The sequence below is a fragment of the Stenotrophomonas indicatrix genome (assembly GCF_050573115.1).
Classification (GTDB): Bacteria; Pseudomonadota; Gammaproteobacteria; order Xanthomonadales; family Xanthomonadaceae; genus Stenotrophomonas; species Stenotrophomonas lactitubi_A.
Map to the genome: position 1 here is coordinate 711835 of NZ_JBNYZT010000001.1, position 18208 is coordinate 730042.

The 18208-nt window shown below is 67.5% G+C and carries 16 protein-coding genes; 13 read left to right on the forward strand and 3 right to left on the reverse strand.

The genetic code is table 11. From position 1 onward, the window contains the following. Nucleotides 1–22: 22 nt before the first annotated feature. The gene (locus ACQ5SA_RS03140; RefSeq protein ID WP_499312618.1) at nucleotides 23–2818 is read right to left on the reverse strand and encodes a beta-glucosidase family protein; all 2796 of its coding nucleotides are present in this window, start codon (nucleotides 2816–2818) and stop codon (nucleotides 23–25) included. A 336-nt stretch (nucleotides 2819–3154) separates the two neighbouring features. Here ACQ5SA_RS03140 and ACQ5SA_RS03145 point away from each other — a divergent pair, with 336 nt between their 5' ends. Further along, nucleotides 3155–3589, forward strand: coding sequence for a VOC family protein (locus ACQ5SA_RS03145; RefSeq protein ID WP_180167360.1), 435 nt, complete (start codon nucleotides 3155–3157; stop codon nucleotides 3587–3589). Between the two features lie 300 nt (nucleotides 3590–3889). Beyond that, entirely contained in the window at nucleotides 3890–4594 is a 705-nt protein-coding gene (locus ACQ5SA_RS03150) for a helix-turn-helix domain-containing protein (protein WP_499312620.1), read from the forward strand. Between the two features lie 8 nt (nucleotides 4595–4602). Here the strand turns inward: ACQ5SA_RS03150 and ACQ5SA_RS03155 are convergent, their stop codons facing one another. Beyond that, nucleotides 4603–5481: a sterol desaturase family protein gene (locus ACQ5SA_RS03155; RefSeq protein ID WP_499312622.1), complete on the reverse strand. Its 879-nt coding sequence runs from the start codon at nucleotides 5479–5481 to the stop codon at nucleotides 4603–4605. Nucleotides 5482–5588: 107 nt separating this feature from the next. On the opposite strand from ACQ5SA_RS03155, the gene ACQ5SA_RS03160 reads away from it, so the two are divergent. From ACQ5SA_RS03160 to ACQ5SA_RS03190, 7 genes are all read left to right on the forward strand, one after another. Next, nucleotides 5589–6539, forward strand: coding sequence for a LysR family transcriptional regulator (locus tag ACQ5SA_RS03160; protein WP_499312624.1), 951 nt, complete (start codon nucleotides 5589–5591; stop codon nucleotides 6537–6539). Between the two features lie 92 nt (nucleotides 6540–6631). Then, a complete protein-coding gene (locus ACQ5SA_RS03165) occupies nucleotides 6632–7282 on the forward strand; it encodes a DsbA family oxidoreductase (protein ID WP_499312626.1) in 651 nt (216 codons plus the stop codon). 35 nt (nucleotides 7283–7317) lie between these two features. After that, complete coding sequence (locus tag ACQ5SA_RS03170) at nucleotides 7318–8325, forward strand: cyclase family protein (protein ID WP_499312628.1); 1008 nt, start codon at nucleotides 7318–7320, stop codon at nucleotides 8323–8325. A 363-nt stretch (nucleotides 8326–8688) separates the two neighbouring features. Continuing rightward, complete coding sequence (gene imuA / locus ACQ5SA_RS03175; RefSeq protein ID WP_363733609.1) at nucleotides 8689–9303, forward strand: translesion DNA synthesis-associated protein ImuA; 615 nt, start codon at nucleotides 8689–8691, stop codon at nucleotides 9301–9303. A 9-nt stretch (nucleotides 9304–9312) separates the two neighbouring features. Beyond that, nucleotides 9313–10722, forward strand: coding sequence for a Y-family DNA polymerase (locus ACQ5SA_RS03180; protein ID WP_499312630.1), 1410 nt, complete (start codon nucleotides 9313–9315; stop codon nucleotides 10720–10722). Nucleotides 10723–10727: 5 nt separating this feature from the next. Continuing rightward, nucleotides 10728–13838, forward strand: coding sequence for an error-prone DNA polymerase (locus ACQ5SA_RS03185; RefSeq protein WP_312787537.1), 3111 nt, complete (start codon nucleotides 10728–10730; stop codon nucleotides 13836–13838). 82 nt (nucleotides 13839–13920) lie between these two features. Continuing rightward, nucleotides 13921–14427: a hypothetical protein gene (locus ACQ5SA_RS03190; protein ID WP_353098355.1), complete on the forward strand. Its 507-nt coding sequence runs from the start codon at nucleotides 13921–13923 to the stop codon at nucleotides 14425–14427. Between the two features lie 10 nt (nucleotides 14428–14437). Here the strand turns inward: ACQ5SA_RS03190 and ptsJ are convergent, their stop codons facing one another. Then, nucleotides 14438–15721, reverse strand: a complete 1284-nt coding sequence (gene ptsJ, locus ACQ5SA_RS03195) for a MocR-like B6 salvage transcription factor PtsJ (protein ID WP_499312631.1) — start codon at nucleotides 15719–15721, stop codon at nucleotides 14438–14440. A gap of 75 nt (nucleotides 15722–15796) precedes the next feature. Between ptsJ and ACQ5SA_RS03200 the strand changes: the two genes are divergently transcribed. The 4 genes from ACQ5SA_RS03200 to ACQ5SA_RS03215 all read left to right on the forward strand — a co-directional run bounded on the left by ACQ5SA_RS03200 (nucleotide 15797) and on the right by ACQ5SA_RS03215 (nucleotide 18087). Further along, nucleotides 15797–16570 (forward strand): YggS family pyridoxal phosphate-dependent enzyme, encoded by a 774-nt coding sequence (locus ACQ5SA_RS03200; protein WP_499312633.1) that lies wholly within the window; start codon nucleotides 15797–15799, stop codon nucleotides 16568–16570. Further along, nucleotides 16567–17280, forward strand: a complete 714-nt coding sequence (locus tag ACQ5SA_RS03205) for a glutamine amidotransferase (protein ID WP_312787417.1) — start codon at nucleotides 16567–16569, stop codon at nucleotides 17278–17280. The genes ACQ5SA_RS03200 and ACQ5SA_RS03205 overlap by 4 nt, the downstream gene beginning before the upstream one ends. Continuing rightward, a complete protein-coding gene (locus ACQ5SA_RS03210; RefSeq protein ID WP_312787415.1) occupies nucleotides 17265–17489 on the forward strand; it encodes a hypothetical protein in 225 nt (74 codons plus the stop codon). The genes ACQ5SA_RS03205 and ACQ5SA_RS03210 overlap by 16 nt, the downstream gene beginning before the upstream one ends. A 70-nt stretch (nucleotides 17490–17559) precedes the next feature. Next, nucleotides 17560–18087 carry a hypothetical protein gene (locus ACQ5SA_RS03215; protein WP_230110393.1) on the forward strand — a complete coding sequence of 176 codons (528 nt, stop codon included), beginning with the start codon at nucleotides 17560–17562 and terminating at the stop codon, nucleotides 18085–18087. The last annotated feature ends 121 nt before the right edge of the window (nucleotides 18088–18208 follow it).

The window sequence follows — 18208 nt, forward strand, 5'->3', positions numbered from 1 at the left end:
CAAGCATCAACAACCCGCCGTATCAGCGCAGCACCTGCTCCACCAGCTGCACGTCCACGCTCTGCAGCGGCTCGGCGGCATTGCGCGACAGCTGCACCTGGTAGGTACCGCCATCGATCTTCCACTGGCGGGCCTGCGCATCGTAATGGGCCAGGGTCTTCGGCTCGGCTTCGATGCGGATGCGGCGCTGTTCGCCCGGCTGCAGCTCGATCTTGTCGTAGCCGATCAAGCGGATCGGCGTGGTGTTGCCGGCCGGCAGCTTCAGGTACAGCTGGGCGACATCGGCACCCGCGCGCTTGCCGGTGTTGCGGATGTCGACGCTGGCGACCAGGCGCGAACCTTCCACGCTCACCTTCAGGTTTTCATAGGCGAACGAGGTGTAGGACAGGCCGTGGCCGAAGGCGAAGGTCGGGGTCAGACCCTTGGCCGCCATCCACTTGTAGCCGACGTTGGCGCCTTCGATATCGAAATCGAACACATCGCCGAACGGCTTGGCCGGCTTGAAGCCGAGGCCATCAATGTGCGGACGCGGCAGCTGCGATTCGTCCACCACCCAGGTCACCGGCAGGCGGCCGGACGGATTGGCCTGGCCGGTCAGCAGTGCGGCGATGCCTTCACCGCCACGGATGCCCGGGTACCAGGCCTGCAGCACCGCCGGCACCTGCGCCAGCCACGGCGTGCGCACCGGGCCGTTGGTCTCCAGCACCAGCACGGTCTTCGGGTTGGCCTTGGCCACCGCCGAAATCAGCGCATCCTGGTTGTCCGGCAGCTGCATGTCCGGCAGGTCCACCGATTCGGCCGCCCACTGGGTAGCAAACACGATGGCCACATCCGCCTGTGCGGCAGCCTTGGCCGCAGCGGCGGCGTTGGTGCCGTCCACATAGGTGATGGTGGCATCCGGACGCGCGGCACGCAGCGATTCCAACGGCGAGGACGGGTGGAAGATCACCGGGCCCGGCCAGGTGGTCGGCAGCACGCCTGGCACCGCGTTGGTGCCCTTGGCCGTGACACCCACCATCGACGAACCACCGCCACCGATCACACCCTTGTCGGCATGGCCACCGATGATGACGATGCGCTTGGCACTGTCGGCCAGCGGCAGCAGGCTGCCTTCATTGCGCAGCAGCACGCTGCCTTCTTCCACCGTGCGCTGGGCCACGGCAAAACCAGCTTCGGCGTCGACCTTCTGGTGCTGCGGCGGGTTGTCGAAGTTGCCGTGCAGGAACATCGTACGCAGGATGCGCACCACCATGTCGTTCAGGCGCGCCTGCGGCACTACGCCGCCGTGCACGGCCAGGCGCAGCGGCTCATCGAAGAACACCGCCGCATCGAACACTTCACCCGCCGACTGCTGGTCCAGGCCGGCCAGCGCCGCCTTCGAACCACTGTGCACGCCGCCCCAGTCGGACATCACGAAACCGGGGAATTTCCACTCCTGCTTCAGCACCTGGTTCATCAGGTAGCCGTTCTCGCAGCCGTAGGTGCCATTGATCTTGTTGTAGGAGCACATCGCCACACCCGGACGACCGGCCTCCAGCGCGATCTCGAACGCCAGCAGGTCCGATTCGTGCATGGCCTGTTCGCCGATGCGCACGTCGTGGAAGTTGCGGCGGGTCTCCATGTCGTTCAGAGCGAAGTGCTTCATCGAGGAGATCACATGCTGGCTCTGCACGCCCTGGATCAGCGCGCCGACCATCGAACCGGCCAGCAACGGGTCTTCACCGGCGTATTCGAAGTTGCGGCCGTTGCGCGGATCACGCTGCAGGTTGACGCTGCCGGACAGCAGGATGTTGAAGCGCTGCTGCCAGGCTTCGCGGCCCATCGTTGCGCCACCGGCAAAGGCAACACCACGGTTCCAGGTGGACGCCGTGGACGGCCCCGACGGCATCGCCGTGGCGAAGTCACCCGGGCGGATGCCACCCGGATTGGTCACGCCCACGCCGGCATCGGCCGACTGCTGCGACGGAATGCCCAGGCGCGCCACGCCCGGCACGAAACCGGCCGAGCCCACCGCACCTTCCGGCAACTTGCCACCATCCTTGCCCAGCCCGAAGTAGCTGTGCAGCATCTGGAACTTCTCGTCCTCGGTCATCGCCTTCAACAGCAGCGCAGCGCGCGCATCGGCAGTGAGCGTGGTGTCCATCCACGGCTGCTCGCCACCCTTGTCGGCGGCATAGGCCAGGGTCAGCAGGGTCGCACGCAGCGTGCTGCCTTCCACCTTGAACGGCGCACTGCTGGCAGCCTGGAAACCATCGCTGAAATAGCTGGCATCGGCTTCCAGGGCCACGCGTGCCGGATCGAAACCAGCGGCCTTGGCCGATTCACCGGCCACGGCGCCGAGCAGCACTGCCGGTGCGCCAAGCCGCGACCGCGACACCAGCGCCGGCAACTGCGCAGCACCGGCGCCAGCATCGGTGTAGACCGCCACCGCATGGCGGCCGTCATCCAGGCGCAGGTAGTTCAGGCCCGACTGGTCCGGGCCGGATTCGGCGGCGATCGGCAGCCGGGTCAACACGGCCTGGCCCTGCTGGGTCTGGCCATCGTCCTTGCCGGCGGCGATGAAGCGGTACTGGTAGCCCAGGCCGTCGGCCAGCAGCTGCAGCGGATCGACCTGGCCGATGCCGCGCTGTACCTGGCGAACGCTGACCGCGTCCACCTGCAGGGTCTTCAACTGGGCAGCCAGGGCCGGCATCGTGTCCGCCGTCGGCGCCTGCTCCAGGGTCAGCACAGTGAAGGCGGCGGAGTCGGCCCAGGCCGGGGTGGCCAGTGCGGCAGACAGGGCCAGGGACAGGGCGAGCGGCTTTGTAAACGTTTTCATCGGCGGGCGTAATTCCGTTGCCAAGGCAATCGGTCCAGGGAAAGTGCCGCCGGAGGGTGCAGCGTCATGCCGCGTATGCGTTGCCGGGCAACGCCTTGCAGGCCAGAAGACGGGCCGGTCTGCGCGCGGGACCCTCCTCCCGTGCGTGACAACCTGCCTGTCCGGGCCGCGCAGGGCGACCCATCATGTGAAGAGTGTGCGAGGGCGTTCATCGCTGTCAACAGGACCTAAGTCACAGAGGTCACCTGCGCGATGGTTATCAGCCCATCACCGGCGGTCATCAACGGGCCGCGCGCGGCTGCCGATAATGGATCTCCCCGGCGACGAATCGAGCCCATGACCGTACATCGCGACTTCGACCATCTCTGGCGCGACCGCTGTGACACCTCCAGCCAGCGCAGCCCGCGCGTGCTGATCCGGGTATTCGTCGCCCCCGGCGAGCTGGAACGCAGCGTGGCCTTCTACGAGCAGCTGCAGGGTGTAGTCGCCGATGCCGGCTTTCCATTTCCCGAGGCAGGCCTGCGGCTGGCGATGGTCGGTGCATTCCTGCTGATCGAAGGCTGCGACAAGGCCCTGGCGCCCTTCACGTCGACAACGGGCACGTTGCTGGTCGACGACGTTCGCCCGTATCACGATAAGCTGGTGGCCGCTGGCGCCGAGATCATCTTCCCGCTGCAGGTGGTGCCCACCGGCGCAGCATTCAATGCGGTGCATCCCGACGGCACCGTGGTCGAGTACGTGCACCATCGGCCGGACCCGCAGGGGCGCTGAGGTGGCGGCCGGGCTGCGCCCGGCACCCGCCGAGGCAACGGCGTAGGCAACTGCAACAGCCGAAGCAAAAGCTGGGTTCCTGTGGGTAGACGAGGTAGGTCCGGTTGCGGGGGACGGCGCAAGTACGTCCATGTAGCCTCGGTCGCGCCATCCATGGCGCTCACGCCCCCGCAACCGGACCCACCCCGCCTTCGACACTTCCCCGCTGCTGTTGGTAGGTGTCGACCTTGGTCGACACGGAGATCCACGCCATGCGTGGGTGTTTTTCTCATGAACCTTTTAGACATACGTCATCCACGCATGGCGTGGATCTACAATCCCACCATGTCCTCCCCCGCTCTGCCCTGGAATGGCACCCTGTTGCTGGATGCACACGTGGCCGTGCTGCAGGGCCATGCCGGTGACAGCGCTGCGCATGCACACTATGCCCACCAACTGCTGCTGAGCGAAGGCGCGCCCTGGCAGATCGAGATCGATGGCGTGCGGCAGCAGGGCCAGCGGTTATGGCTGCCCTCCTTCCAGCCACACGCGATCCTGTCCGCTCCCGCTAACGGCTGCACGGTGTTCCTCGAACCGGCGCATGCCGACCTCGAACAGATCCGGCAGCATCTGCAGTCGTTGCCAGGCAATGCGGCGCAGCTGCACGAGTGGCTGCCACGACTGAGCCACCCGCAGCCCCTGGACCGTCGCGTGCAGGCGGCGCTGGCCCGCATCAGCCAGCACCTGCCCGGCCCGGTGCCGGCCGCCGATATTGCCGAGGCCGCGCATCTGTCGACCAGCCAGCTGCATCGGCGCTTCCAGTCCGACCTGGCCGTGACCCTGCGCGGCTGGGTGCTGTGGCAACGGCTGCGCAGCGCGCTGGCACATCATCTGCGCGGGCACAGCCTGACCGACAGCGCGCATGACGCCGGTTTCGCCGATCTTCCCCATCTCTCGCGCAGTCTGCGCCGCATGTTCGGCATCGGCGCCGCACAACTGCAGGGCCTGCAGCTGCACGCGGCCTGACGCCCCGATCAGCCGCGCCTGCGCAGCCCCTCCGGCAGCTCCGGCACATCGCCATGCGGCAGCTCGCGGAAGGGCGCCAGCAGTTGTGCGGAATACGCCTGCGGATAGTCCGGCTGGCTGCCAATACCCAGATCACGCTGCCCCAGCCGATAGCCCGGCGCATCGAACGCCGTTCCCAGCAGGTGGTCCCACACGGTCAGGAACAAGCCGAAATTGACGTCGCCCGCAGTGCCATAGCGGATGTGGTGGAAGCGATGCAGCGGCGCCCATGCCATCACCTTGCCCAGCACACCCGGGCGCATGTCCACGTTGGAATGCTGCAGCAACAACTGGATCGCAATGGCGAACGCCAGCACTGCGGCCACCGGCATCGGCATTCCCAGCAACAGCAGCGGCAATACGCCGCCCACTGCTTCGGCGGCCTGGTGCAGCGGGTGTTTCATCAATCCATTGAAACCGTACATGCGGGTCACGCTGTGATGCACGGCATGCAGCCGCCACAACCAGCCGATGCGATGGCTGGCGTAGTGGACCAGGGTGATGCCAAGGTCAGCCGCGATGATCGCCACCAGCACCTGCAGCGCGAATGGCCACTGCATCGGCCAGATGTGCCAGGGCACGATCGCCGCCAGCAGCGGCACCGTGGCGATCGACAGCAGGTTCAGGCTTTCATTGACCAGCGCATGCAGCGTGTCACGCACACGGTCGCCATGGTCGTGGTTGAACGCCGAGTCGTAGGGCCACATCCGCTCGGCAGCGAACGAGACTGCGATGGCGACAGCCAGCAAGGCAAGCAGCCACAACGGGTCACCGTGATGGTGACCGACCCATACGATGGCGGCAGTGACAAAACCCAGCAGGAACAACGGGGCATACAGGCGGAGCATCCAGTGCTTCATGGGCAACCCGGGAAGTGAGGGGCCTGCATGTTGGCGGGGCGTACAGACGGTCGGCTTGAACAAACGGCGCAACACCCCGCGTCGTCCATCCACGCATGGCGTGGATCTACAATGGCGACCTCATCGCGGCCGGGACCGGCATGGACTCCTTCACCTTGATGCGCGCCTTCCGCCGCATCGTCGAACGCGGCAGCCTGGCCCGCGCCGCCGAAGACCTGGGCCTGTCGCCAGCCGGGCTGAGCAAGCAGCTGCGCACGCTGGAAACGCACCTGGGCGTAGTGCTGCTGCAGCGGACCACCCGCCGCATGAGCCTGACCGAAACCGGCCATGCGTATTACCGCGAATGCTGCCGCCTGCTCGATGAGCTGGACGCCCTGGAGCGCGGCATCGCCCAGCAGCGCGGTGAAGTGAGCGGACGCCTGCGCGTCAATGCACCGCAGTCGTTCGCGCTGAGCACGCTGTCGCCGCTGCTGCCACGTTTCCTGCAGCAGCATCCGCAGCTTGCGCTCGACCTGGTGATGGAAGACCGGCTGCTCGATGCAGTCGGCGAAGGCTTCGATGTATCCCTGCGCATCCGCGCCGAGCTGGAAGATTCGCGGCTGGTCGCACGCCGCCTGGCGTCGCTGCAGCAGGTGCTGTGCGCGGCGCCGTCCTACCTGCAGCACCATCCGGCACCGCAGGTGGTGGAGGAACTGCAGGCGCACAGCGTGCTCGGCTACAGCCTGTCCGATTCGCCCGGCAGCTGGCCGCTGCTCGGCCCCGATGGCCAAGTCACGGTGACCCTGCCGACACGGGTCACCGCCAACAACAGCCTGCTGCTGCGGGACCTGCTGGTCGCCGGCCTCGGTATCGGTGCGCTGCCCTCGTTCCTGGCCGCACCGGCACTGGCCAGCGGCGAACTGCAGCAGGTGCTGCCCGACCATCGCTATCCGCCGCGGTTTGTCTACGCGGTCTACCCCACCGCGCGCCACCTGCAACCGAAGGTACGCGTTTTCATCGATTTCCTGCACGCCGAGCTGCCCGCCTGCGCCGGGCTGGATTCGTAACCGCCAGCGAAAACTGAGCTGCCCGCCGCGTGCTGTTTCGGCCCGGCGGCGCCACCTACTCTGCCGCCTCCCCTCTCACGGACGGCAGGCCGATGATCGCCTCTCCTTCACTGACCACCACTGCACCGGCGGTCGATTTCTTCCATGACGTGGTCTGCGGCTGGTGCTTCGTGCTGGCCCCGCGCCTGCAGCAGGCCTCGGCCGAACTCGGCATCCAGGTCCGCCACCGCAGCTTCGTGCTGCAGGACTCGCGCGAACAGATGATCGAGGTGTTCGGCTCGATGTCGCGCGCCAAGGCCATCATCCTGCGCCACTGGGCCGACTGCGCCGCGCATGAAGACACCGCGCGCATCGACATCGGAGGAATGCGTGCACAGGACTTCGAGTATCCCTCCGGCTGGCTCGGTGCGCTGGCCTGCCAGACCGCCGGCATGTTCGGCGGCAACGACGCGCACGGCGCGATGTTCGATGCCGTGCAGTGGGCACACCTGCACCAGCACCGCAACATCGGCGATGCCGAAGTGCTGCTCGACATCGCCGAGCACCTGGGTCATCGGCGTGGCGTCTTCGCCGACCGGATGCGCAGCGATGAGGTGCGCCAGCGCGTGCAGGCCGACCGCGCTGAAGCTGCCGCGCTCGGCATCCGCTCCATTCCCACCGTCATCACCGGCAATGGCCTGCGCCTGCAGACCCTGCCGCTGCCGCAGCTGCGCCAAGCCCTGGCGCCGCTGGTCGCGGCCTGAGCCGCGCCGTTCCCCACCCTGCAAGGAGATTTCCCATGACCCCACGTACCCTGGGCACCGCCCTGGCCCTGCTGCTGGCCGGCGCCACCGTCAGCATTTCCGTAGCCGCACACGAACGCGTTCCTTCCGGCCAGCAGGTCGGCACCAGCCCCTGGGGGCCGAAGGACGAGATCGGCCGCCTCAACCTGATCACCGAGGCCTCGCGCGCGGCGATCCTGTCGCGGGTCAGCGGCGGCAAGGCCTACGATCTGGCCACCGAGTATTACGTCGGCATGCCCAGCTGGCAGGATGCCGGCGACCCGCACTACCAGTTCTGGATGACCCACACCCCGCGCGGCACGGTGATGGATGACCCGATGGGCGTGGGCGAGACGATGAACCTCACCCGCAGCTACACCGGCACCGCGTTCTCGATGTACAGCCACACCGGCACCCACATCGATGCGCTGAACCACTTCGGCATCCATGGAAAGATCTGGAATGGCTTCGAGGCCGACAAGCACCTCGGCGACCGCGGCTGGAACGTCACCGGTATCGAGAAATTCCCGCCGCTGATCGCCCGTGGCGTGCTGATCGACGTAGCCGGCGCCAAGGGCATGGACATGCTGCCGGACAGCTACCGCGTCACCCGCCAGGACCTGAAGGATGCGCTGGCGCGCCAGCACGTGCAGTTGCAGCAGGGCGACATCGTGCTGATCCGCACCGGTCGCATGCGCCTGTTCGAACAGCCCAGGGCCTACATGGCCAACCCGCCAGGCATGGGCCTGGATGCGGCGCGTTTCCTGGTCGAGGACAGCGGCGCGATGATCGTCGGCGCCGACAACCTCAGCTTCGAGACCTTCCCTTCCGAAGTGTCGGACGACTACGTGCCGCTGCACACCTACCTGCTGGCGCAGCAGGGCGCGCCGATCATAGAACTGGTGGCGCTGGATGAACTGGCCCGCGACAGGGTCTACGAGTTCGCCTTCATCGGTGGCCCGCTGAAGATCCGCGGTGGCGACGCCGCCCCGCTGCGCCCGGTGGCCCTGCCGGTCCGCCCGTGACCCGATAGCGCCGGGCCAAGGTGAAGGCCACTCCATTCCCGGCAAACCGCGGTGGGTGCCGACCTTGGTCGGCACCGCCTTTTCCCCATCCACGCATGGCGTGGATCTACTGCGGGAAGGCCGCCTTCCCCGCATCCAGGCCGCCGACTCCCCAGTAGATCCACGCCATGCGTGGATGCTCTACCTCCTTCAGCAAGCTGAAACCCGATCATCCGATTTCATTAGTAATATTACTCACAAGCCGAGTAGCATGTCCGGTCTCAGCCCCTGATACCGGCCTGTCGATACTCGTTCCATGCCAGCCGTTTCCGCCCTCTCCTGCCGCTTCCAGCCCGCCCGGCGCCTCACTCGGAGGACCGGCTGATGGGCGCCGTCGTCGCCCTCGACCGCCTGCTGGACGGCCGCCAGGTCTGGCGCGGGCCGGCACGCCAGGGGCAGGCCAGTGACCATCTGGCCAGTGGCCACCCGGCGCTGGACGCGCGCCTGCCCGGCGGTGGCTGGCCGGCCAGCGGGCTGTGCGAAGTGCTGCAGGCCGCGCCCGGGGTCGGCGAACTGGCCCTGGTCTGGCCGGCGCTGGCGAAACTGAGCCAGCGCGAACGGCAGATCGTGCTGGTCGCCCCGCCCTACCGCCCGCATGCCCCGGCATGGGCTGCCGCCGGACTCGACCTGGCCCAGCTGCAGATCATCCACGCCGCACCGAAGCAGGCGCTGTGGGCGGCCGAGCAGTGCCTGCGCTCTGCTGCCTGCGCCGCCGTGCTGTGCTGGCCGCAGCAGGCCGACGATCGCGCCCTGCGCCGCCTGCAGGTCGCCGCCGACAGCGGCCAGTGCCTGGGTTTCGTGTTCCGCGAAGCCCGCGCCGCCCGCAACCCCTCCCCGGCCAGCCTGCGCCTGCAGCTCGACCATGGCCAGGTGCGGGTGCTGAAGTGCCGCGGCGGGCTGCCACCGGCGCAGCCGTTGCCGCTGGCCATCGCCCACTGAGGCCGCACCATGCACTGGGCCTGCCTGTTGTTGCCGCAGCTGGCGCTGGACAGCGTACTGCGCCTGCAGCCGGATCCGCAGCGGCCGCTGGTGCTGTTGCAGGGGCCGGCGCAGCGTCGCGTGCTGCGTGCGGTCAGCCCTACCGCGCGGGCAGCGGGGCTGCGCCCGGGCATGCTGCTGTCGGCCGCGCAGGTGCTGGTGCAGGACCTGCAGCTGCACGACTACGATCCCAGCGCCGAACAGCACACCCGGCAGTTGCTGGCCAGCTGGCTGTATGCCACCAGTTCGCTGGTCAGCCTCGATTTTCCGCATGCGCTGGTGCTGGAGATCGGTGCCAGCCGTGCCCTGTTCGGCGATTGGCTGACGATCGAACAACGCCTGCGCCACGGCCTGCACGAACTGGGCTTCCGCCATCGCCTGGTCGCCGCCCCCAACCCGCATGCCGCGCGCGTGCTGGCCAATGTGCACGATGGCCTTGGCATCGACGCGCAGCAACTGCCCGCTGCACTGGCACAGCTGCCACTGGCACGTAGTGGCCTGCCCGTTGATGCGGTGACCGTGCTGGCACGCTCCGGCCTGCGCACGCTTGGCGCGGCCTTCGATCTGCCACGCGAAAGCCTGGCCCGCCGCTTCGCCCCCGAGGTGCTGCAGCAGCTGGATGCCGTGCGCGGCCTGGGCAGCGCGCCGTTGCGCTATTACCAGCCGCCGGACCGGTTCGATGCACGCATCGAATTCGAATATGAGATCGAATCCAGCCAGGCCCTGCTGTTCCCGCTGCGGCGCCTGCTGCTGGACCTGGCCGCGTTCCTGTGTTCGCGCGATGGTGGCGTGCAGCGTTTCGACCTGCATTTCGAACACGACCTGCTGCCGGCCAGCGTGCTGACCATCGGCCTGCTGGCCCCCGAACGTGATGCGGCGCTGCTGTTCGAGATCGCGCGCAACCGCATGGAAGCCTTCGCCCTGCCCGCCGGCAGCCGTGCGCTGCGTCTGCAGGCCGAGCAGCTGCCACCGTTCGTGCCGGCCGCACGCGATCTGTTCGACACGCGTCCAGCGCAGGCGATGCCATGGACCCAGCTGCGCGAGCGCCTGCGTGCCCGCCTTGGCGATGACGCCGTGCAGCCACTGGCCGTGCAGGCCGACCACCGCCCCGAACGTGCCAGCGGCACTCAACCGCCGGCCAAGCCACCCGCCTGGTGGCCGCTGCGCCCCGGCTGGCTGCTGGATACGCCGCAGCCGCTGCGCGATCCGCGCCTGCGCATCGTCGCCGGGCCGGAGCGGATCGAATCGGGATGGTGGGACCAGGCCGACGCACGCCGCGACTATTACGTGGTGGAAACCGCGCAGGGCCAGCGCGGCTGGGCCTTCCGCACGCGCAATGACCCGCATGCACCGTGGATGCTGCACGGCTGGTTCGGTTGATGCCCATGCACATCGATCTACCCGGGTACGCTGAACTGCATTGCCTGTCGGCCTTCAGTTTCCAGCGTGGTGCCTCCATCGCCGAGGAGCTGTTCGCACGCGCTGCCGGACAGGGCTATCGCGCGTTGGCGATCACCGACGAGTGCTCGTTGGCCGGCATCGTGCGCGCGTGGCAGGCGGCGAAGACACACGGCGTGGCACTGATTGTCGGCGCTGAATTCCAGGTTGAAGACGGGCCGAAACTGGCCCTGCTGTGCACCGACCAAGCCGCCTATGCGGGGCTGTGCCAGCTGATCACCACCTGCCGGCGGCGGGCGGCCAAGGGCGAATACCGCTGCCTGCGCGAGGATCTGCATGGACTCCCCGAGGGCCTGCTGTGCCTGTGGCTGGACCGGCAACCGGCGGCCACCGAACTGGATCTGCTGCGCCATTGTTTTCCGCAACGCCTGTGGCTGGCCGTAGAGCTGCATCACGAACACGACGACACGCGCCGGCTGCAACAGCTGCAGGCCTTCGGCGAACGCCACCAGCTACCGCTGGTCGCCAGTGGCGACGTGCACATGCACGTGCGCCGGCGCCGCGCCCTGCAGGACACGCTGACTGCGATCCGCCACCGCTGCAGCGTGGCCGAGGCCGGCTGGCGTCTGTTTGCCAATGGCGAGCGCCATCTGCGCCCGCGCACCGCACTTGCCCAGCTGTATCCGCCCGAACTGCTGGCTGAAACCCTGCGCATCGCCGAACGCTGCCACTTCACCCTGGACCAGCTGAAATACACCTACCCGCGCGAACTGGTGCCTGAGGGCCACGACCCGGACAGCTGGCTGCGCGTGCTGGTCGAGCGCGGCATTCCGTGGCGCTGGAAGAAGGGCATCGAGCCCGCCCAGCGCAAACAGATCGAACACGAACTGGCGCTGATCAAGCAGAAGCAATACGCCTCCTATTTCCTCACCGTGCAGGACATCGTGCGCTTCGCCCGCAGCCAGGACATCCTCTGCCAGGGCCGTGGCTCGGCTGCCAATTCGGCGGTGTGTTTCGTACTGGGCGTGACCGAGATCGACCCGGCGCGCAGCAACCTGCTGTTCGAGCGCTTCATTTCCGCAGAGCGTGATGAACCACCGGACATCGACATCGACTTCGAGCATGAGCGTCGCGAGGAAGTGCTGCAGTACGTGTTCAACCGCTATGGCCGCGAGCGTGCCGCGTTGACTGCGGTGGCGATCAGCTACCGTGGCCGCAGCGCGATCCGCGATGTCGCCCGTGCGCTGGGCCTGCCGATGGACCAGGTCAACGAACTGGGCGCGGCAATGGATCATTGGGGCGGCAACATTCCGCTGCCGGAAACCCTGCGCGAGCGCGGCTTCGATCCGGAAACACCGTTGATGCGCCGGTTGCTGGCATTGACCGCCGAGCTGATCGATTTTCCGCGCCATCTGTCGCAGCATCCGGGCGGTTTCGTGATTTCCGAGCATCCGCTGTCGACGCTGGTGCCGGTGGAGAACGCGGCGATGGCCGACCGCACCGTCATCCAGTGGGACAAGGACGACCTGGACGCCACCGGCCTGATGAAGGTCGACTGCCTGGCGCTGGGCATGCTCACCGCCATCCGCAAATGCCTGGCGATGTTGCAGCAGCACGGTCTGCACAGTGGACGCATGGATGCAATCGAGGACGATGACAAACCGACCTACGACATGATCTGCGCCGCCGACACCATCGGCGTGTTCCAGATCGAATCGCGCGCTCAGATGGCGATGCTGCCCCGCATGCAGCCACGCGAGTTCTACGATCTGGTGATCGAAGTAGCCATCGTGCGCCCCGGTCCGATCCAGGGCGACATGGTCCATCCCTACCTGGAACGTCGGCGGATCCTGCGTGAACAAGGCCCGGATGCGTTGAATGACCCGGACAACCCGTTGTATCCAGCGCGACTGGAACGCGTGTTCGCGCGCACTCTGGGCGTGCCCTTGTTCCAGGAACAGGTGATGCAGCTGGCGGTGGATGCGGCCAACTACACCGCCGGTGAAGCCGATGCCCTGCGCCGCTCGATGGCCGCCTGGAAACGTCGTGGCGGCCTGGAGCCCCATCGCGAAAAGCTGCTGACAGGCATGCTGAAAAACGGCTTCAGCCTGGAATACGGCGAGCACCTGTTCGAACAGATCAAGGGCTTCGGCGATTACGGTTTCCCGGAAAGCCATGCCGCCAGCTTCGCCCTGCTCACCTATGCCAGCTGCTGGCTGAAGTGCCATCACCCAGCCGCGTTCGCCGCCAGCCTGATCAACAGCCAACCGCTGGGCTTCTACAGCCCCGACCAGCTGCTGCAGGACGCGCGTCGGCATGGCATCAGCGTGCTGCCGGTGGACGTGCGCCACAGCGACTGGGACTGCACGTTGGACTTCAGCAAAGGCGCGGCGGCGATCCGCCTCGGCCTGCGCCTGGTCGATGGCTGCAGCGAACCGGCCGCGCAGGTCATCATGCGCGAACGCGCGCGGCGCCCATTCGACGATGTCGGCGACCTCTGCCAGCGCACCGCACTGGATCGCCGCCAGCAGGGCCTGCTTGCCGATGCCGGTGCCCTGCGAGGCCTCAGCGGCCATCGCCATCGTGCACGCTGGGATATCTCCGGCGTGGAGAACCGCCTGCCGTTGTTCGACCAGGCCCGCGCCACTGCCGAAGCACGCGTGGCCCTGCCCCTGCCCAGCGCCTGGGAAGACATGCAGGCCGATTACCGCAGCACCGGCACCACCCTCGGCCGTCATCCAATGTCGTTCCTGCGTGCGCAGCTGCGAACCCGCGGTTGCCTGGATGCCGCGCAGCTGGCCAACCACGGCCATGGCCGGCGCGTACGCATCGCCGGTCTGGTGCGCATGCGCCAGCGCCCGCAGACCGCCAGCGGCGTCACCTTCCTTACTCTGGAAGATGAAACCGGCATGGTCAACGCCGTGGTCTGGCGACATCTGGCCGACCGCCAGCACCACATCCTGGTAGATACGCAGCTGATGCAGATCGACGGCCGACTGGAACGCGTGGATGGCGTACAGCATGTGATCGTGCAGCGCATGCATTGCCTGGACGAACTGCTGCAGGGACTGCGCAGCCACAGCCGCGACTTCCATTGACGGTACACACCGTCACACAACGAACTGGCCACGACCGACCGGATTCCGCTATCGTCGGTCACGTCCAAGGAAGGAATACACAATGGCTCGTGCCCTGACCCTGACCACCCTGGTGGTCGCCACACTCGCGTTGATCGTTTCCGGCTGGACCGCCTGGAACCTGCATCGCAGCCAATCACCGCAACGCGTGATCGAAGCGCGCGGCTTGATCATCCACGATGCCAGCGGCCAGCCACGGGTGATCCTCGGCGCACCGGTCCCCGAGCCCCTCAGCCAAGGCCGCCCGCAGGGGCCGCGTGCCAACGCCCTGTCCGGCCTGATCCTGCTCGGCCCCGATGGTTCCGAGCGCGGCGGCTACGGCACCAGCGACCAAGGTGGCGAAGCCCTGCTGACGCTTGACGATGCGACCGGCACCACGGAAGTCTTCAAAGTGGTCGCCAACCCGGACCGCGGTGCCAGCCTGATGGTCAAGCACCAGAACAACACCGGCGCCATGCTGAGTTCCTGGCAGGGAAAGCCGGAGCTGGTGTTCCTCGACGACAGCGGCCAGTCCTACTACGTGCGACCCGGCGCCAGCGCCGCACCCTGAGCGCACACCGTCAGCGCATCACCGCCGCCAGGTCATCGGCCAATCGCCGTTGCTGCGGCGGGCCGAGTGCCGCACAGGTGATGCGCAACCCATGCGCCGGAGCAGCCACCGCAAACACTTCACCCCCGCGCACATGCCAGCCACGCGCCGCCAGCGCCAGCACCTGCGGCGTGCTGTCGGCCGGCAACGGCAGCCACAGATTCAAGCCTTCCATCGGCAAGGGTGTCGGCAGCCCGCGCGCCTGCAACAGCGCCTGCAGACCCTGCAGCCGCTGCTGGTAGCGCTCACCGGCCGCAGCGACCTTCGCCCGTTGCTGCGCTGACTCCAATACCGCACTGACCGCATCCTGCAACAGATGGCTGACCCAGCCGGTGCCCGCCGCCAAGCGCAGGCGCAGGCGCGCCGCGGTCTGCCCATCGCAGGCCAACCAGGCCACGCGCAGGTCCGGGCCCAATGCCTTGGACAACGAACGCAGCAACGCCCAACGCCGACCATCCATCGGCAACACCGAGTGATAGGCCTGCTGCGAGAGCAGCGCGTAGTGATCGTCAATCAGCACCGCCACCTGCGGATAACCGACCAGCAACTGGCGCAGCGCACGTGCGCGCTTCGCATCCAGGCTGGCACCGGTGGGATTGTGCGCGCGCGGGGTCAGCAGCACCGCACGTGCGCCTGCATCCAACGCCTGCCGCAGCGATTCCACCTGCATGCCGTGCGCATCCACCGCCACCGGCAACGGCGCGTGCCCGGCCGCACCGAGTACATTGAGGCTGCCCAGGAAACAGGGATCCTCCACTGCGATGCGGTCCCCCGGCAGCAGCCACGCCGACAGCAGGCGCTCGATGCCATCGACCGCGCCATGGGTCAGTTCCAGCGCATAGTCCAGCGGGCAATCGGCATCCAGCGAGGCCCGTGCCAGACGTTGCATGCGTGGATCGACCGTCTCCACCCCATACAGGCGCGAGGCCGTTGCAGCCACGCGCAGGCTGGGCAGGCAGCGTGGATCCGGATTGCCGCCGGCCAGATCATGCAGGGCCAGCCCCGGTGCACTGCCCTCGCGTGCCATCGTCGCCGGCAGGCCGCGCACCACGGTGCCGCGACGCCCTGCCGTACTGGCCAAGCCTGCCGCATCCAGCCGCTTGTAGGCGGCGGCCACGGTATTGCGGTTGACCCCCAGCTGATCGGCCAGATCCCGCACCGGTGGCAGCACGCTGCCCGCCGCCAGATGGCCACTACCGATGCCCTCGCGGATGCTGTCGAAGATCGCTTCGGCGCTGCTCCCGGTGATTTTCATTTTGTCCTATGCCAAACTATATCTTGTCCTGTGCCAGTGTATCCCACCCTGGCCACCCCGCACCGGAGGTGCCCCATGTCCCTCGCCCCCGCCGACTGGCCCGCCGCCCAGTCCGTCGAACAGATCGCCGCCAACCTGGCCACCGTGCGCCAGCGCATCGCCAACGCCTGTGCCCGCGCCGGTCGTGATCCGGCCAGCGTGCGCCTGCTGCCGGTCAGCAAGACCGTCGATGAAGCGCGCATCCGCATGGCCGTAGCCGCCGGTTGTCACCAGCTGGGCGAAAACAAGGTGCAGGAGGCGCAGCGCAAGGCCGAGGCCATGGCCGACCTTGGCGTGCACTGGTCGGTCATTGGCCACCTGCAGACCAACAAGGCCCGCTACGTCGCACGTTTCGCCAGCGAGTTCCAGGCGCTGGACAGCCTGCGCGTGGCCGAGGCACTGCAGCAGCGGCTGCTGCAGGAGGACCGCACACTGGATGTGTTCGTACAGGTCAACACCTCGGCCGAGCCCAGCAAATACGGCCTGGAACCCACCGCGGTGGCCGACTTCGTGCAGCAGCTGCCTGCCTTCGACCGCCTGCGCGTGCGTGGCCTGATGACCCTGGCCATCTTCACCCCCGAGGTGGAACGCGTGCGCGCCTGCTTCGTGCGCCTGCGCGGGCTGCGCGACCAGCTGCAGCAGACGGCGCCGGCTGGACTCGACCTGTCGCAGCTGTCGATGGGCATGTCCGGTGATTTTGAAGTCGCCATCGAGGAAGGCGCCACCGTCGTCCGTGTCGGCCAGGCGATCTTCGGTGCACGCTCCACGCCCGACAGCTTCTACTGGCCCACCCCGGGAGCACCGGCATGAAGCGCGCCGTTGCCCTGCAGCACGTGGCCTTTGAAGATCTTGGCACCCTGCAGCCGCTGCTGCTCGCGCAAGGATGGCAGGTAAAGGTCCTGCAGGCAGGCGTGGATGCACTCGACGCCGCCGAAGATGCCGATCTGCTGGTGGTGCTGGGTGGTCCGATCAGCGTCAACGATGGAGCTGCCTATCCGTTCCTCGCCGACAGCATCGCGTTGCTGCAGCGTCGGCTGCAGCAGCAGCGACCGACGCTCGGCATCTGTCTCGGCGCCCAGTTGATGGCGCGCGCCCTGCACGCTGGCGTCGCCCCCACCGGTGGCAAGGAAATTGGGTTCGCACCGCTGCTGCTCACCGATGAGGGCCAGCGCTCGCCATTGCAGGCGTTGCAAGGCATCCCGGTGCTGCACTGGCATGGCGAAGCCTTCGAACTGCCGGTGGGCGCGCGGCGCCTCGCCAGCACGCCCGCCTGTCGCCACCAGGCCTTCGCCATCGGCCACCACGCCCTCGCCCTGCAGTGTCATCCCGAACTGGACGCTCGCCAGTTCGATCGCTGGCTGATCGGCCACGCGCTGGAACTGGCCGAGGCCGGCATCGATCCCGTCGACCTGCGCACGCAGGCCCGTCGCTATGGCGGGCCTCTCGCCGCCGCGGCGACCGCGATGTTCCACCAGTGGCTGCACGACCTGCCGGAGACCCGCCCATGCATTACCGCCTGACCATCCAGCACAACGGCATCCATTGCGGCCATTTCGACTGCGACGGCCCCAACGCGCTGCAACACATCGATGCCATCGCCGCACGCCTGCCCGCTGCCGAAGGCTTCACCCTGCAACGGCAGAAGGGCATCGGCGAAGAGCGCATCCTCTCCAGCACCGCCGATGGCCTGCGCGTGCTGGCCGCGCAGATCCAATACCGCGATCTCTGACCATCGTACTGGTAGTGCCGGCCGCTGGCCGGCACTACTCGGCTACCCACTCCCATGCGAAGCTTCACGCATGTTGAAACTGTCACGCGGCACCATCGACGGCCTGCGCATTGCCCCACGCTGGCCCGCGTCACAGGTCATCCTCGAGGCCGAGGTCCTGCAGCGCCTGCTCGAAGCGCAGGCACTGCTGCCGTCCACGCTGTGTCTGCTGGTCACCCGTGGCTTCGAATGCGGCCAGGGACAGCTGGGCGGATTCCGGCGCCTGGTCCGGCGGCTGGGCATCGCCGTGTTCCGATGCTGCTATCGGCATCGCCATGATGAGATCGACGCCATCTTCGGCGCCAATGGCCACGACCTGGATGGGCGCCATGTGGATGTCTCGCTGGTCGTGCATGGCAGGCGCGTGCGTTTACTTCCACTGGGCGTGTTCACTCCACTGCGCTGGCAGCAGCAGCGCGTCAGCCGCCATGCCGAAGCCGTTGCAGCGGCCAAGGATGCGCTGCAGCGGTGCGGCTTCGATCTGCACCCCAACGCCACGGAGAGCCTGCAGATCCACTGCGACTATCGCGGCACCGCGCTGGCGGAACTGTCGCATTGATCGACGTTCCCCGCGCGTTGCAGGCAACCTGCGTCCAACTCCAGCAATGGCGCCCGGATGCAAATGATTCTCTTTTACTGTAAGGTGATGCCGCTGCCCTTGCCGCCGCGGGCTGTTCCCT